This is a genomic window from Herbaspirillum rubrisubalbicans, from assembly GCF_003719195.1.
Taxonomy (GTDB): Bacteria; Pseudomonadota; Gammaproteobacteria; order Burkholderiales; family Burkholderiaceae_D; genus Herbaspirillum; species Herbaspirillum rubrisubalbicans.
In genome coordinates this window covers 4090282-4106165 of the sequence record NZ_CP024996.1, presented here as the reverse complement: position 1 = coordinate 4106165, position 15884 = coordinate 4090282, and the positions used below count along the sequence as shown (strand labels likewise).

The window sequence follows — 15884 nt, the reverse complement described above, 5'->3', positions numbered from 1 at the left end:
TGCGCGTTGGGGGGACGCGCATGTTGCCGTCAGGATGGTGCTTGCTTCAGCGCAGGCGGGGCCGGTTCAGGAGCGGACCATAACGTAATACGAAGAGCAGGAAGGCCAAGCTCCAGCACACCGCCGACAGCCCCAGCCACCAGCTATTGCCAACAGTCAATGTGGCAGCGATGCGACAGCCGGCTGCCGCACTGATGCTCACGTAGATAGCCTTAGTACGGCGGTCGGCCTGCAAGGCTCGGCCGGTATGACCCAGCGATACGCGGGTCATCACCCCCAACACCAGCGTGCCCATGGCCCCGGCGGTGAGGGCATGGATGGCGGCCACCTGCAGGCCGTCCATGCCGACCACGCTCAGGCCCAGCAAGGCCACCCCGGCGATGAGCCAGAGATAGCCCAGATGCAGCACCACCAGCAGAGGTTCGGCCAGCGTGGCATGACCGCGCCAGCGCAGCAGTCGGGCCAGGTTCAATGCGGCCGCTGCCAGCAGCAGGGCGCCGATGATGGCCTGCTGTGGCGCCCAGGCCCAGGCCAGCAGGGCAGTGTGCAGGCTGGCGGTGGCGCTGATGTCGAGCCAGCGGCTGCTGGTGGCTTGTGCCTTGCTACGGCGGGCCAGCAACCAGTTGCGGGTGAAGGCTGGGATGATGCGCGCCCCGATCACCGACATCAGGATGCACACGGCCACCAGCGCCAGTCGCCAATCCAGGCCCGCCGGCAGGTCCAAGCCTTCAGCACGCAGCATCATCAACAGATCTGCCACGCCCAGGAGTGCCACCGGCAAGGGCATGGGCAGGTTGCGGCGGTTCTTGCCGGCAATGATCTCGCGCCAGGCCAGCGTGCACAGAGCCAGCGGGAAGGCCAGTTCGGCCAGCAACGCCAGCCACAGCGGCAGTAGCGCCGAGACGGTACCGACGATCCGTCCTAGCAGCCACGTGCCTGCCAGGGCGGCCAGCAGGGCGCCTCGTATCGGAGTGCGTCCGGTCCAGTTGGGAATGGCGGTGAGCAGGAAGCCGGCGATGGCGGTCATGACCCAGCCGAACAGCATTTCATGGATGTGCCAGTTCAGGGGATCGAGGCGGCTGGGTAAGGTGAGTTGGCCATGCAACATGCCTATCCACAGGGCCACGCAAAGTGCCGCCCAGAGGCTGCCGGCCAGGAAGAAGGGGCGAAAGGCCAGCGAGAACAGCGCAGGCGGCTCACCGGAGGTCTTGCGCGCAGCGTTGTGGGCAGAGGGTGATGGCGAGCGTTCGGCGATCTGGATCATGGCATGTCCCCGGGGCAGTGCCGGTGCGGCTTGCACGTCGGCTTGATCAGACGATGTTAGGTCCAGTCTGCCTGGCTTGCCTTGAGGTGACGCAATGCGGGGAGGCTTTGCAGGAGTGTATGTCTGTCATCTGAGCTCAGAGATCAGAACTCAGATGACAGAGGTCTGTGTGCTTGATGTGACAGGGGAGGCGTCAACGAAACAACGCCGACCGGTAGGTCGGCGTCGAGCTCGGGGACAGCGGCCGGGATCGCCGGCCGTCATCCGACTTAGGCAGCCTTGGCTTGCGCAGAGCCGGCCTGGTTGGCGCTCTCGCTGATGGCGATCTGACGGTTCACGGCAGACAGCACGGCCTTGAAGGAGGCGGTCACGATGTTGGCATCAATGCCCACGCCGAAACCGGTCGGCGCTTCGTTCAGGCGCAGCTCGATGTAGCTGGCGGCCTTGGCGTCGGCACCGGCGCCGATGGCGTGTTCATGGAAGTCCATCAGCTTGATGTCCAGGCCCAGCGCTTGCACGAAGGCATCGATGGGGCCATTGCCGCTGCCGCGCACGGTGACCGGCTGGCCATTGCGCACGATATCGACTTCAATGTTGATGGACTCGGCCTTGGAGCTGTCTTCGGACATGCGGTGGGCACGATAGACGTAGGGTTCGGTGCGCTCCAGGTATTCACGCTGGAAGATGGCGTGGATGTCGGCGGCCGCGATTTCCTTGCCGGTGGCGTCGGCCTCGCGCTGGATGGCGCGCGAGAATTCGATCTGCAGGCGACGCGGCAGGGCCAGGCCGTATTCCTGTTCCAGCAGGTAGGCCATGCCGCCCTTGCCGGACTGGCTGTTGACGCGAATGACGGCGTCGTAGCTGCGGCCCAGGTCGGCCGGGTCGATCGGCAGGTAGGGCACTTCCCAGATGGCGTCGGGTTGCTGCTTGGCAAAGCCCTTCTTGATCGCATCCTGGTGCGAGCCGGAGAAGGCGGTGAAGACCAGGTCGCCCACGTAGGGGTGACGCGGGTGCACCGGGATCTGGTTGCACTCTTCCACCACCTGGCGCACCACGTCGATGTCGGAGAAGTCCAGGCCGGGGTTGACACCCTGGGTGTACAGGTTCAGCGCCAGCGTGACCAGGTCGACGTTGCCGGTGCGTTCGCCATTGCCGAACAGGCAGCCTTCGACGCGGTCGGCACCGGCCATCACGGCCAGCTCGGCCGAGGCCACGGCGGTGCCGCGGTCATTGTGCGGGTGCACCGAGATGATGGTGCTGGCGCGATCCTTCAGGTTGCGGCACATCCATTCGATCTGGTCGGCGTAGACGTTGGGGGTGGCGCATTCGACGGTGGAGGGCAGGTTCAGGATGACCTTGCGCTCTGGAGTGGCGCCCCAGGTTTCGCAGACGGCATCGCAGATTTCCTTGGAGAAATCCAGTTCGGTGGTGCTGAAGGATTCCGGCGAATATTCGAAGCGCCATTCGGTGCCCGGACGCGCATCGGTCAGTTCCTTGACCAGACGGGTGCCGGTGACGGCGATGTTCTTGATCTCTTCACGCGACATGTTGAAGACGATCTTGCGGAAGGCCGGGGCCACCGAGTTGTACAGGTGGACGATGGCTTTCTTGGCGCCTTCCAGCGATTCCACGGTGCGGCGGATCAGTTCATCACGCGACTGGGTCAGCACGATGATGGTGACGTCATCGGGAATGCGGTTCTCGACGATGAGCTTGCGCACGAAATCGAAATCGGTCTGCGAAGCCGAGGGGAAGCCCACTTCGATTTCCTTCAGGCCGGTCTTCAACAGCAGTTCAAAGAAGCGCAGCTTGCGCTCGGCGTTCATCGGTTCGATCAGGGCCTGGTTGCCATCGCGCAGGTCGGTGCTCATCCAGATCGGCGGAGTGGTGATGACCTTGCTGGGCCAGGTGCGGTCGGGCAGGTCGATGGCCGGGAAGGGACGGTATTTGGCGGCGGGGTTGCTTAACATCATGATGGACCTCTTAGTCTTCGGATTTGCTGGGAATGCTGGAATGCTTCAGTGCGTCAGATGTGGCGGATCGGGTTGCCTGGCTGCCACGGGCGCGTGGCCAGGCAACCCGTCATAGAGCCAGAGGCGGCAACTCCCGCTGCGCGTGGCGCCGCTGGCCTGGGTGCCGACGCTGCTTGCCGATGGTGCTGGTCTTCGAATGCATGATCGCTTCACCTGTGGGGCTGCGACGTCGGCTCTCCATGGATAGCGCGTCACTGCCTGGTTGTACTGCCGGTACTGCTGATTTGATGGGGGTTGCCGGATCGCGTGTCGTCAGCGGGTACGGCAGGAACTACGGATTTTAGCGCGAGGCTAGTAGTAGCGACACCGGTAGCAACGCTAGCAGGGCGCTGGCGCTGTTGTGGCGTAGGGAGATGGTTGCTGCGGAAGTCATCTGAGCAATGTAGAAGATTGGCCAAGGGCTTGTCAAGCGCTATCTTTTCTATCCCGCTAAAAGGCGCGCCCGCTGCCCACGATTCGTTGCTAGAATCCTGTATTAATAACTTTTCGGTCATTTATTTTCATTGCCGCCGCGGCGATTCCTTGTGAGCATGGAACGCTGCGCAGCGAAAATGCTCCAAAACAAGCGCTGCAGTGGGCTTTACCGTTGTCGTGTTGCCCGGCTTCTCCTTGCAGTGCATCATGAAGAACAAACAACAGAACATTCGCCTCGCCGCCAGCAAGCCTCCTTCATCCATGCGAAAACGCACCGACCTCATCGTTTGTGAAGAATGTGACGCCGTCTACCAGCGGCCCCAACTGGGCCAGCGCGAGATCGCCAGGTGCCTGCGCTGCGGCGCCGAACTGGAGCGTGATACCGGGCGGCGCCTGCAGCATCTGTTGCCGCTGACCATCGGCGCGCTGATCCTGTTCGTCATTGCCAATATCTTCCCTATCGTCACCATCGAGCTGCAGGGCTTGTCGGCCGACACCACCCTGATCGGCGCGGTCATGGCGTTGACCCGCGATGGCATGTCCGAAGTGGCCTTGCTGGTGCTGGCCACGACTCTGCTGTTCCCGCTGATCCAGCTCGGCGTGCTGCTCTACCTGCTGCTGCCCGGCGCGCGCGCCACCCGGCCGCCCGGCTTCGTGCTGTTGCTGCGGCTGATGCAGGCGGCCCGGCCGTGGGGCATGATCGAGGTCTTCATGCTGGGCATCCTGGTGGCCCTGATCAAGTTATCCAACATGGCCGAGGTGATTCCGGGCGCGGCGCTGTGGTCCTTCGGTTGCCTGACGGTATTGCTGACCGTGGTGGTGTCCTTCAATCCCCGCTATCTGTGGCACATGTGGGAACAGCAGCAGGCCGAGCAGTACGGCGACAAGGGAGCCGGTGCATGAGCCTGCCTGCACAAGAGGAAGATGAAGACCTGCCGGTACAGGATGCCGCCTCGCTGGGCGTGATCGGCTGCCATCATTGCGGTACCGTCTGGGAAGCTGCGCACCAGCACGAGCCCTGCGGCGTGTGTCATGCGCCGCTGCACGTGCGCAAGATCGATAGCCTCAACCGCACCTGGGCGCTGCTCATTGCCGCCTGCATCATGTACATCCCGGCCAACCTGATGCCGGTGATGGTCACCAGTACGCTGTTCGATGAACAGCGCGACACCATTCTTTCCGGCGTCATCTATTTCTGGACCTCCGGCGAATGGGGGCTGGCCATGGTGGTGTTCATCGCCAGCTTCCTGGTGCCGCTGTTCAAGCTGGTGGCGCTGGGCATCCTGGTATTCTCGGCGCGCCGCCGCAGCCGCTGGCAGCGCCTGCAACGCGCCAAGCTGTATCGCGTGGTCGAGGCCATCGGCCGCTGGTCGATGCTGGACGTGTTCGTGGTCTCGGTGCTGACCGGGCTGGTCAAGATCCACGGTTTTGCCAACGTCCACGCCGGTATCGGCATCGCCGCCTTCGGTGCGGTAGTGGTCTTGACCATGCTGGCGTCCCTGGCCTTCGACCCGCGCCTGATCTGGGATGAGACCGACCGCAGCGAGGCCAGCATCCCCCCTCATTCAGAAGACACTGCCCACAAGCCACAGGAAACCGCATGACTCCACCCGACACTCCCGAGGACAAACCGGCGCTGCTGCAACCGCGGCGGGTGCGCCAGCGCAACTGGCTACCTTCGCTGGTCTGGCTCATTCCCATCATCGCCGCCATCGTCGGCCTGACCCTGGTGGCCAAGATCCTGGTTGACCGCGGCCCCATGGTGACGGTCAGCTTCCGTTCGGCCGAAGGGCTGGAAGCGGGCAAGACCAAGGTCAAGTACAAGGATGTGGAGATCGGCCAGGTGCAGACCCTGAAGCTGGCGTCCGACCGCTCGCACGTGCTGGTGGGCATTCAGCTCAACCAGGAAGCGTCCGGCTTCAACGCCGAGGACACCCGCTTCTGGGTGGTGCGTCCGCGCATTGCCGCCTCCGGCATTTCCGGCCTGGGTACCTTGCTCTCGGGCGCCTATATCGGCGCCGACGCCGGGGCTTCGGAAGAAACCAAGAAGAACTTCGTCGGCCTGGAACAGCCGCCCATCGTCACGCGCGACGTCTCCGGGCGCCAGTTCGTGCTGCATACCGATGACCTTGGGTCGCTGGACATCGGTTCGCCCATCTTCTATCGCCGCATCAAGGTCGGCCAGGTGGTGGCCTACGATCTGGATAGCGATGGTCGCGGCGTGACGCTGCGCATCTTCGTCAATGCGCCTTACGACAAGTTCGTCACACAAGGTTCGCGTTTCTGGCACGCCAGTGGCTTCGACATGGAACTCAACGCCAGCGGCTTCAAGCTGCACACCCAGGCGCTGTCGACTGTGGTGCTGGGGGGCATTGCCTTCCGCGATCGCGACGAATATCAGACCAGTGCGCCGGCCAAGGAAGGTACCGAATACCAACTGGTGGAAGACGAAAGCGCCGCCATGAAGGAGCCTGACGGCGTGCCGCAGACTGCGGTGCTGTACTTCGACCAATCCCTGCGCGGCTTGCAGCCCGGTGCCACGGTCGATTTCCGCGGCGTGGTGCTGGGCGAAGTCAAGAGCATCGGGGTGGAATACGACAAGCAGCGCGGCGAGTTCCGGATGCCGGTCATGGTGCAGATCTACCCGGATCGACTGGGCCGCCGCTTCCAGGAAGAGACCGACGGACAGCGCCGCTCCAACGCGCACTTGTTGCGCACCCTGGTCAAGCGCGGCCTGCGCGCGCAACTGCGCAACGGCAATCTGCTGACCGGTCAGTTGTATGTGGCCATCGACTTCTTCCCCAAGGCCAAGCCGGCGCAGATTGATCCCGACAAGACACCGCTGGAGTTGCCCACCATCCCGGGCAGCCTGGATGAGTTGCAGCAGCAACTGTCGGACATCGCCGGCAAGCTCTCCAAGGTGCCTTTCGATGAGATCGGACACGATCTGCAGACCACCTTGAAGACACTCAACAAGACCCTGTCCACGGCCGAGCAGACCGCTGCGCACATCAACAACGATATCGCCCCCGAGATGCAGGCGGCCATGAAGGATGCGCGCAAGACCTTGAATGCGGCCGAGCGCACCTTGTCCGACGATGCGCCGCTGCAGCAGGATATCCGCCAGACCATGCAGGAACTGAGCAAGGCGGCGGCCTCGATCCGCATCCTCACCGATTACCTGCAACAGCATCCGGAGTCGCTGATCCGGGGCAAACAGGAGCCATGATGCAAAAGAAAAACAGCCTCACTCTCAAGACCCTGGCCGCAACCGCGCTGGCGTTCTCCCTGGCGGCCTGCGGCAGCTCGCCGCCCACGCAGTTCTACACTCTGACCAGCCCCGCCGATGGCGGTGCCAGCACGCGCACCGCGGGTCAAGGGCCGCAGAGCTTCATCGAGGTGATGCCGGTGGCCGTGCCCGAGCGCCTGGCTCGTCCGCAACTAGTGGTGCGCAGCGATGCCACGCGGGTGGAGGTACTGGAGCAGGACCGCTGGGCCTCACCCTTCAACAATGAATTACGCGACGCCTTGGCCGCTGGCGTGGCTTCACGACTGGGCGCCATCGACGTCTCGCGCAGCGGACGCCCGGCCGACCAGGTCAGCTATCGCATCAACGTCGAGCTGCGCGACTTCGAAGCCACCCGCAACGGCCAGGTCCAGGCCGTCTTCGGCTGGACCATCACCCGCTCCGACGACCGCCGCAGCCTCGCCTGCCGCCTTACGGCGGTGGAACCGGTCAGCGGCGCCAGCAATGCCGAGGTGGTGGCGGCCACGCAGAAGGTGGTGGCGCAGGCGGTGCAGGAAATTGCCGGCAATGTACGCTCTTTGCAGGCGGGACAGGGGCAGTGTTCTTCCTGAGTTCGAAGATGTAGGCGAAGAAATCGCTGTCGTCCAAGCTTGCTTGTAAAATCTTGCGCGGGAGGGAATTACCCAAATCGGTATGAACCGATGGATACGAGGGTGAACCTGTGCCGACGATCAGTACGTTTTATGGAATCGTGATTCAGATGTTTTATCGTGATCACGCGCCTCCGCATTTTCATGTTCGCTATGCCGAATACAAGGCCGTGATTGATGTCAGGAAGTTGGTGCTATTGGAAGGGCAGTTGCCCCGCAGAGCCTTGCAACTTGTGCTGGATTGGACTGAGTTGCATCAAGCAGAATTGCTAGAAGACTGGACGCTTTGCCAGGACATGCAGGCCCCCAAGCCGATTGCGCCTTTGGAGTGATGATATGGAATGGGATGTGGTTGAAGTCAAACTTTCTGGCGACTATGCCTTGCAGGTCCGCTTCAGGGATGGGGTGGAAGGCCCGGTCAGATTCCTTCCCAGTTTCTTTCGTGGCGTCTTTGCACCGCTGCGCGATCAGAGGCAGTTCAGGCAGGTCTGCCTAGTGGATGGCGTGGTGACCTGGCCTGGGGAATTGGACCTTGCTCCCGATGCCATGCACGACGCCATCAAGCGCGATGGTCAATGGTTGCTTGCATGAGCCTGTGAGTTTGGCGTGCCAAGAAAAAGCCGCTTCCAAAGAAGCGGCTCAGATTGATGACAAAGCCTTGGCGAGAGCCAAGGCTTTGTTGTTTAATCGGTCATGCTCAAAAAACCGACAGCCGCCCAGCACGAGTTAGAGATGGTGACCATCGAGATGCTCGTGCCCAAGGACCACCTGCTGCGCAAGATCGACGCGGCGGTGGATTTCGAGTTCATCCGAGAGAAGGTGGCGCATCTGTATTGCGCCGACAATGGCCGCCCGGCACTGGACCCGGTGGTACTCTTCAAGCTCTTGTTCATCGGTTACCTCTTCGGTATCCGCAGCGAGCGCCAGCTCATCCGCGAGGTCCAGGTCAATGTGGCCTATCGCTGGTTTGCCGGATTCCGTTTGACCGACAAGGTACCGGACTCCTCCACCTTCTCCCAGAACCGGCGCCGCCGCTTCATTGATACCACCGTCTATCAAGAGATCTTCGACGAGATCGTGCGCCAGGCCATTGGACGCGGCATGGTCGATGGCCGTGTGCTCTACAGCGACAGCACCCACCTCAAGGCCAACGCCAACAAGAACAAGTTCGACTACGTTCAAGTTACCCAGACCCCCTCGGCCTATCTGGCCGAATTGGATGCCGCTGTGGATATCGACCGTGCCGAGCATGGCAAGAAACCGCTCAAGCGTGACGACGATGATGAGCCGCCCACCAAAGAGATCAAGGTCAGTCGCACCGATCCCGAGAGTGGCTACATGGTGCGCGACGACAAGCCCAAGGGCTTCTTCTACCTGGATCACCGCACCGTCGATGCCAAGCATTCCATCATTACCGATACCCATGTCACGCCCGCCTCAGTCCATGACAGTCAGCCTTATCTGGCGCGCCTGGATCGTCAGCGCCAGACGTTCGGATTTGATGTACAGGCCGTTGGCCTGGATGCGGGCTACTTCACACCGGCCGTCTGCCAGGGACTGGAGAATCGCGAGATCAGCGGCGTGATGGGCTACCGCACACCCAACCACAAGCCGGGGACATTCTTTAAACGGGCGTATGAGTACGATGCCTACCGTGACGAATACATCTGCCCGCAGGGTCAACCCTTGCGCTACAGCACGACCAATCGACTGGGGTATCGGGAATACAAATCCAACCCTGAGCAATGCCGAGGCTGCAAGGTACGCGAGCAATGCACCAATAGCGCCAATGCGGTCAAGGTGGTGACGCGCCATGTGTGGGAGCGTTCCAAGGAGAAGGTGGATGATCGGCGTCGTACCGAATGGGGCAAGCGCATCTATGCCCGACGCAAGGAAACGGTAGAACGCAGCTTCGCCGACGCCAAGCAATTGCACGGACATCGTTATGCCCGTATGCGGGGATTGCGCAAGGTCGCCGAGCAGTGCTTGTTGGCGGCGGCGGCCCAGAACATGAAGAAGATTGCCCTGTTGGTGGCGCGCTTGCGCGCGCTTTTACACGGCTTGAGCGCCTCTGCCAGCGTACAAAAGTGGCTACAGCGAAAAATGCGCGCCTTGCTTGGCTTCTGCGCCATCGACCATCTGCAAATTACCTGCGCCTGAAAAACAAAACCCCGTGTTCGAAAACACGGGGTTCGTCATCAACCTGAGCCGCTTCCAAAGAAGCGGCTTCAGATTGATGACAAAGCCTTGGCGAGAGCCAAGGCTTTGTTGTTTAATCGGTCATGCTCAAAAAACCGACAGCCGCCCAGCACGAGTTAGAGATGGTGACCATCGAGATGCTCGTGCCCAAGGACCACCTGCTGCGCAAGATCGACGCGGCGGTGGATTTCGAGTTCATCCGAGAGAAGGTGGCGCATCTGTATTGCGCCGACAATGGCCGCCCGGCACTGGACCCGGTGGTACTCTTCAAGCTCTTGTTCATCGGTTACCTCTTCGGTATCCGCAGCGAGCGCCAGCTCATCCGCGAGGTCCAGGTCAATGTGGCCTATCGCTGGTTTGCCGGATTCCGTCTGACCGACAAGGTACCGGACTCATCCACCTTCTCCCAGAACCGGCGCCGCCGCTTCATTGATACCACCGTCTATCAAGAGATCTTCGACGAGATCGTGCGCCAGGCCATTGGACGCGGCATGGTCGATGGCCGTGTGCTCTACAGCGACAGCACCCACCTCAAGGCCAACGCCAACAAGAACAAGTTCGACTACGTTCAAGTTACCCAGACACCCTCGGCCTATCTGGCCGAACTGGATGCCGCTGTGGATATCGACCGTGCCGAGCATGGCAAGAAACCGCTCAAGCGTGACGACGATGATGAGCCGCCCACCAAAGAGATCAAGGTCAGTCGCACCGATCCCGAGAGCGGCTACATGGTGCGCGACGACAAGCCCAAGGGCTTCTTCTACCTGGATCACCGCACCGTCGATGCCAAGCATTCCATCATTACCGATACCCATGTCACGCCCGCCTCAGTCCATGACAGTCAGCCTTATCTGGCGCGCCTGGATCGTCAGCGCCAGACGTTCGGATTTGATGTACAGGCCGTTGGCCTGGATGCGGGCTACTTCACACCGGCCGTCTGCCAGGGACTGGAGAATCGCGAGATCAGCGGCGTGATGGGCTACCGCACACCCAACCACAAGCCGGGGACATTCTTTAAACGGGCGTATGAGTACGATGCCTACCGTGACGAATACATCTGCCCGCAGGGTCAACCCTTGCGCTACAGCACGACCAATCGGCAGGGGTATCGGGAATACAAATCCAAGCCTGAACAATGCCGAGGCTGCAAGGTACGCGAGCAATGCACCAATAGCGCCAATGCGGTCAAGGTGGTGACGCGCCATGTGTGGGAGCGTTCCAAGGAGAAGGTGGATGATCGGCGTCGTACCGAATGGGGCAAGCGCATCTATGCCCGACGCAAGGAAACGGTAGAACGCAGCTTCGCCGACGCCAAGCAATTGCACGGACATCGTTATGCCCGTATGCGGGGATTGCGCAAGGTCGCCGAGCAGTGCTTGTTGGCGGCGGCGGCCCAGAACATGAAGAAGATTGCCCTGTTGGTGGCGCGCTTGCGCGCGCTTTTACACGGCTTGAGCGCCTCTGCCAGCGTACAAAAGTGGCTACAGCGAAAAATGCGCGCCTTGCTTGGCTTCTGCGCCATCGACCATCTGCAAATTACCTGCGCCTGAAAAACAAAACCCCGTGTTCGAAAACACGGGGTTCGTCATCAACCTGAGCCGCTTCCAAAGAAGCGGCTTCAGATTGATGACAAAGCCTTGGCGAGAGCCAAGGCTTTGTTGTTTAATCGGTCATGCTCAAAAAACCGACAGCCGCCCAGCACGAGTTAGAGATGGTGACCATCGAGATGCTCGTGCCCAAGGACCACCTGCTGCGCAAGATCGACGCGGCGGTGGATTTCGAGTTCATCCGAGAGAAGGTGGCGCATCTGTATTGCGCCGACAATGGCCGCCCGGCACTGGACCCGGTGGTACTCTTCAAGCTCTTGTTCATCGGTTACCTCTTCGGTATCCGCAGCGAGCGCCAGCTCATCCGCGAGGTCCAGGTCAATGTGGCCTATCGCTGGTTTGCCGGATTCCGTCTGACCGACAAGGTACCGGACTCATCCACCTTCTCCCAGAACCGGCGCCGCCGCTTCATTGATACCACCGTCTATCAAGAGATCTTCGACGAGATCGTGCGCCAGGCCATTGGACGCGGCATGGTCGATGGCCGTGTGCTCTACAGCGACAGCACCCACCTCAAGGCCAACGCCAACAAGAACAAGTTCGACTACGTTCAAGTTACCCAGACACCCTCGGCCTATCTGGCCGAACTGGATGCCGCTGTGGATATCGACCGTGCCGAGCATGGCAAGAAACCGCTCAAGCGTGACGACGATGATGAGCCGCCCACCAAAGAGATCAAGGTCAGTCGCACCGATCCCGAGAGCGGCTACATGGTGCGCGACGACAAGCCCAAGGGCTTCTTCTACCTGGATCACCGCACCGTCGATGCCAAGCATTCCATCATTACCGATACCCATGTCACGCCCGCCTCAGTCCATGACAGTCAGCCTTATCTGGCGCGCCTGGATCGTCAGCGCCAGACGTTCGGATTTGATGTACAGGCCGTTGGCCTGGATGCGGGCTACTTCACACCGGCCGTCTGCCAGGGACTGGAGAATCGCGAGATCAGCGGCGTGATGGGCTACCGCACACCCAACCACAAGCCGGGGACATTCTTTAAACGGGCGTATGAGTACGATGCCTACCGTGACGAATACATCTGCCCGCAGGGTCAACCCTTGCGCTACAGCACGACCAATCGGCAGGGGTATCGGGAATACAAATCCAAGCCTGAACAATGCCGAGGCTGCAAGGTACGCGAGCAATGCACCAATAGCGCCAATGCGGTCAAGGTGGTGACGCGCCATGTGTGGGAGCGTTCCAAGGAGAAGGTGGATGATCGGCGTCGTACCGAATGGGGCAAGCGCATCTATGCCCGACGCAAGGAAACGGTAGAACGCAGCTTCGCCGACGCCAAGCAATTGCACGGACATCGTTATGCCCGTATGCGGGGATTGCGCAAGGTCGCCGAGCAGTGCTTGTTGGCGGCGGCGGCCCAGAACATGAAGAAGATTGCCCTGTTGGTGGCGCGCTTGCGCGCGCTTTTACACGGCTTGAGCGCCTCTGCCAGCGTACAAAAGTGGCTACAGCGAAAAATGCGCGCCTTGCTTGGCTTCTGCGCCATCGACCATCTGCAAATTACCTGCGCCTGAAAAACAAAACCCCGTGTTCGAAAACACGGGGTTCGTCATCAACCTGAAGCCGCTTCCAAAGAAGCGGCTTTTTTTACACCTTGATACCGGTTGGCAATCAACGATCGCCGTAGGAACGACGCGGGCCGTCAGCACGGAAACCGCCGCCGTTGTTGCCCTTGTAGCCGCCACCAGCACCGCCTTCGCGACGCGGGCCGTTGCCCGGCTTGGCGCCACCGAAGCTGCGGCCTTCGCGATTGCCGCCGAAGCCACCTTCACGGTTACCGCCGAAACCGCCTTCACGATGACCACCACCTTCGCGGTTGCCAGCGCCGAAGCGCGGGCCGCTGTTGCTGCGGCCATCACCCGGACGCCAGCCGCCCGGCTTGCGCGGGCTGCGCGGCGCAGCGGTCTTTTTCGGTTCGAAACCTTCGACCACGTCCACCGGAATGGTTTGCTTGGTGAAGCGCTCGATGCGCTTGACTTGCATTCCTTCAGCGTGATTGACCAGTGAGATCGCCACGCCATTGCGACCGGCACGGCCGGTACGACCGATACGGTGCACGTAGTCTTCCGCGAACTTGGGCAGGTCGTAGTTGAATACGTGGGTAATGCCCGGCACGTCGATGCCGCGGGCAGCCACGTCGGTGGCTACCAGCATACGGACCTGGCCACGGCGCAGGCTGTTGAGGGTACGGTTGCGGGCGCCCTGGTGCATGTCGCCATGCAGTGCGGCGGCGGCGAAACCGGCGATGTTCAGACGATCGGCGATGGTGTCGGCGTCACGCTTGGTGGCGGTGAAGATCACGGCCTGGTCGATGCTGGTGTCGCGCAGCAGGTGGTCCAGCAGGCGGTTCTTGTGCGACAGGTCATCCACGAAGTGCACGCGCTGCATGATGTTTTCGTGACGGGTCGAGGAGCTGGCGATCTGGATGGTCAGCGGATTGTTGGTGATGCGCTTGGCCATGTTGCCCACCACACCGTCCAGGGTGGCCGAGAACAGCATGGTCTGGCGGGTGGCCGGGGTGGCCGCGACGATCTTTTCGATGTCGTCGATGAAACCCATGTCCAACATGCGGTCAGCTTCGTCCAGCACCAGGATCTGCAGTTGCGAGAAGTCGATCTTGCCGGACTCCATGTGGTCGATCAGACGACCCGGGGTGGCTACCAGGATTTCCGGGTTACGCGACAGCAGTTGCATCTGCTTGGGGTAAGGCATCCCGCCCAGGATCGACACCACGCGCACGCGGCGCATGTAGGCGCCGTATTTGTCGGTGGCGGTGGTCACTTGCAGGGCCAGTTCGCGGGTCGGGGTCAGCACCAGCATCTTGGGCTGCGCTGGCTGGTAACGCGGACGCTCGCCACGGGCACGGCTGGCCTGGCGTTCCTGGTTGGGGGTACGGGCTGCTTGCGGCGCCTGCGGCAGGTCTGCCAACTGGTGCAACGAAGGCAGCATGAAAGCGGCGGTCTTGCCCGAGCCGGTCTGCGAGGACACCAGCAGATCCTGGCCGCTGATGGCGGCGGGGATGGCTTTTTCCTGGACCGGGGTGGGGGCGGTATAGCCTGCTTCGGTCAGGGCTTTGATGATCGAAGGGTTCAGGCCAAGTGCTTCAAAAGTCATAATCTCTTTCGTGAATGTGAACGACAGGCACGAGATGGGCGCACGCAAGCGCGCCGGACATCGAGTGCCTGAACGAAGAAAAGCAACGCCAACCGACGAAATGACTATGAAAAATACAAAGAAATTTCGGCACAAAAGCTTTGCGCCGGGACGGCATCATCAAGGGATGCCAAGGGCGGGGGGCTTTTACGGGGAACTTGTCGTAATGACAGGTAAGGCTTGCGAAGCTGCTTGGGCGAATGCGGCTGGAAATCTCGCAGGGCAGGTTTCACGCCCGATTCGCCTTGTGTATCGGTTATTGCGATGCACAAGGCGAATCATACCCTAAAACATCGAAATTAGCACGAAGCTATTTCGAGAAACTGTCTCTTTATTGTGGGGGACGCTTGCTTATTCTGCCATTCCGCCCACAACGCGGGAGAAGCCACCATCCACATAGGTGATTTCGCCAGTGATGCCCGAAGCCAGGTCGGAGAGCAGGAAGGCCGAGGCATTGCCGACGTCTTCGATGGTGACGTTGCGGCGCAGCGGGGCGGTGGCGGCAACCGCCCCGAGGATCTTGCCGAAGCCCTTGATGCCGCTGGCCGCCAGGGTCTTGATCGGACCGGCCGAGACGCCATTGACGCGCACGCCCTTGGGGCCGAGCGACTCGGCCAGGTAGCGTACCGAGGCTTCCAGCGAGGCCTTGGCCAGGCCCATGGTGTTGTAGTTGGGTACCACCCGTTCCGAACCCAGGTAGGTCAGGGTCAGCAGGGCGGCGTTGGACGACAGCAGCGGCATGGCAGCCTTGGCCATGGCCGGGAAGCTGTAGGCGGAAATGTCATGGGCGATCTTGAAGCCTTCGCGCGAGAAGCCTTCCAGGAAGTCGCCGGCAATCGCTTCGGACGGAGCGAAGCCGATGGCGTGGACCAGCCCGTCCAGCTGGCTCCAGGACTTGCCCAGGTCGGCAAACAGGGCATTGATCTGCTCATCGCTGCTAACGTCGCAGTCGAAGACCAGCTTGCTGTCGAATTCTTCGGCGAACTTGGTGATGCGCTCCTTGAAGCGCTCACCCACGTAGGTGAAGGCCAGTTCAGCGCCTTCGCGCTTGCACGCCTGGGCGATGCCGTAGGCGATGGAACGGTTGGACAGCAAGCCGGTGATCAGAATTTTTTTGCCTTGCAGAAATGCCATGATGACTCCGTATGGTCCGCCGCGTACTGCGTGCAGCCGCCTGGGAGGCGGGCGCGCACCGCGGCCGGTGGTGATAGCGGCGCCGCGCGTGGGCGGCGGCCGGGCTGGGACAGACCCGGATTGTAGGGGCTAGTGGCAGGCGCGGCAAGCCGCCAGGGCAGGGCG

Annotated in this window: 13 protein-coding genes; 9 read left to right on the top strand and 4 right to left on the bottom strand. The window is 61.4% G+C overall.

Going from position 1 to position 15884, the window contains the following annotated elements; genetic code table 11:
• Positions 1-46 precede the first annotated feature (46 nt).
• On the bottom strand, positions 47-1264 hold the full coding sequence (locus RC54_RS18215; RefSeq protein ID WP_061790333.1) for an NnrS family protein: 1218 nt from the start codon (positions 1262-1264) through the stop codon (positions 47-49).
• A 269-nt stretch (positions 1265-1533) separates the two neighbouring features.
• Positions 1534-3237: a 2-isopropylmalate synthase gene (gene leuA, locus RC54_RS18210; RefSeq protein WP_061790332.1), complete on the bottom strand. Its 1704-nt coding sequence runs from the start codon at positions 3235-3237 to the stop codon at positions 1534-1536.
• A gap of 735 nt (positions 3238-3972) precedes the next feature.
• Here leuA and RC54_RS18205 point away from each other — a divergent pair.
• The 9 genes from RC54_RS18205 (at position 3973) to RC54_RS18165 (ending at position 12946) form a co-directional block, all read left to right on the top strand.
• Positions 3973-4614, top strand: coding sequence for a paraquat-inducible protein A (locus RC54_RS18205; RefSeq protein WP_058897618.1), 642 nt, complete (start codon positions 3973-3975; stop codon positions 4612-4614).
• The gene (locus RC54_RS18200; protein ID WP_058896380.1) at positions 4611-5315 is read left to right on the top strand and encodes a paraquat-inducible protein A; all 705 of its coding nucleotides are present in this window, start codon (positions 4611-4613) and stop codon (positions 5313-5315) included. The genes RC54_RS18205 and RC54_RS18200 overlap by 4 nt, the downstream gene beginning before the upstream one ends.
• On the top strand, positions 5312-6940 hold the full coding sequence (locus RC54_RS18195; RefSeq protein ID WP_058896379.1) for a PqiB family protein: 1629 nt from the start codon (positions 5312-5314) through the stop codon (positions 6938-6940). The genes RC54_RS18200 and RC54_RS18195 overlap by 4 nt, the downstream gene beginning before the upstream one ends.
• Entirely contained in the window at positions 6937-7569 is a 633-nt protein-coding gene (locus tag RC54_RS18190) for a PqiC family protein (RefSeq protein ID WP_061790331.1), read from the top strand. The genes RC54_RS18195 and RC54_RS18190 overlap by 4 nt, the downstream gene beginning before the upstream one ends.
• A gap of 110 nt (positions 7570-7679) precedes the next feature.
• On the top strand, positions 7680-7940 hold the full coding sequence (locus RC54_RS18185) for a DUF4160 domain-containing protein (RefSeq protein WP_039784494.1): 261 nt from the start codon (positions 7680-7682) through the stop codon (positions 7938-7940).
• Between the two features lie 4 nt (positions 7941-7944).
• The gene (locus RC54_RS18180) at positions 7945-8199 is read left to right on the top strand and encodes a DUF2442 domain-containing protein (protein ID WP_017453959.1); all 255 of its coding nucleotides are present in this window, start codon (positions 7945-7947) and stop codon (positions 8197-8199) included.
• A 102-nt stretch (positions 8200-8301) separates the two neighbouring features.
• Positions 8302-9768 carry an IS1182 family transposase gene (locus RC54_RS18175; RefSeq protein WP_244216356.1) on the top strand — a complete coding sequence of 489 codons (1467 nt, stop codon included), beginning with the start codon at positions 8302-8304 and terminating at the stop codon, positions 9766-9768.
• A gap of 122 nt (positions 9769-9890) precedes the next feature.
• A complete protein-coding gene (locus RC54_RS18170; RefSeq protein WP_244216371.1) occupies positions 9891-11357 on the top strand; it encodes an IS1182 family transposase in 1467 nt (488 codons plus the stop codon).
• Between the two features lie 122 nt (positions 11358-11479).
• Entirely contained in the window at positions 11480-12946 is a 1467-nt protein-coding gene (locus RC54_RS18165; protein WP_244216371.1) for an IS1182 family transposase, read from the top strand.
• A gap of 97 nt (positions 12947-13043) precedes the next feature.
• Here RC54_RS18165 and RC54_RS18160 read toward each other — a convergent pair whose 3' ends face one another.
• A complete protein-coding gene (locus tag RC54_RS18160; protein ID WP_017453958.1) occupies positions 13044-14546 on the bottom strand; it encodes a DEAD/DEAH box helicase in 1503 nt (500 codons plus the stop codon).
• Between the two features lie 390 nt (positions 14547-14936).
• A complete protein-coding gene (gene fabI, locus RC54_RS18155) occupies positions 14937-15719 on the bottom strand; it encodes an enoyl-ACP reductase FabI (protein ID WP_017453957.1) in 783 nt (260 codons plus the stop codon).
• Positions 15720-15884: the final 165 nt, after the last annotated feature.

Bases quoted from the DNA above. Each gene is read 5' to 3' on its own strand.
- leuA (WP_061790332.1), bottom strand. From the start codon at position 3,237: ATGATGTTAAGCAACCCCGCCGCCAAATACCGTCCCTTCCCGGCCATC.
- RC54_RS18160 (WP_017453958.1), bottom strand. From the start codon at position 14,546: ATGACTTTTGAAGCACTTGGCCTGAACCCTTCGATCATCAAAGCCCTG.
- RC54_RS18190 (WP_061790331.1), top strand. From the start codon at position 6,937: ATGATGCAAAAGAAAAACAGCCTCACTCTCAAGACCCTGGCCGCAACC.
- RC54_RS18165 (WP_244216371.1), top strand. From the start codon at position 11,480: ATGCTCAAAAAACCGACAGCCGCCCAGCACGAGTTAGAGATGGTGACC.
- RC54_RS18170 (WP_244216371.1), top strand. From the start codon at position 9,891: ATGCTCAAAAAACCGACAGCCGCCCAGCACGAGTTAGAGATGGTGACC.
- RC54_RS18215 (WP_061790333.1), bottom strand. From the start codon at position 1,264: ATGATCCAGATCGCCGAACGCTCGCCATCACCCTCTGCCCACAACGCT.
- RC54_RS18205 (WP_058897618.1), top strand. From the start codon at position 3,973: ATGCGAAAACGCACCGACCTCATCGTTTGTGAAGAATGTGACGCCGTC.
- RC54_RS18195 (WP_058896379.1), top strand. From the start codon at position 5,312: ATGACTCCACCCGACACTCCCGAGGACAAACCGGCGCTGCTGCAACCG.
- RC54_RS18200 (WP_058896380.1), top strand. From the start codon at position 4,611: ATGAGCCTGCCTGCACAAGAGGAAGATGAAGACCTGCCGGTACAGGAT.
- RC54_RS18175 (WP_244216356.1), top strand. From the start codon at position 8,302: ATGCTCAAAAAACCGACAGCCGCCCAGCACGAGTTAGAGATGGTGACC.
- RC54_RS18180 (WP_017453959.1), top strand. From the start codon at position 7,945: ATGGAATGGGATGTGGTTGAAGTCAAACTTTCTGGCGACTATGCCTTG.
- fabI (WP_017453957.1), bottom strand. From the start codon at position 15,719: ATGGCATTTCTGCAAGGCAAAAAAATTCTGATCACCGGCTTGCTGTCC.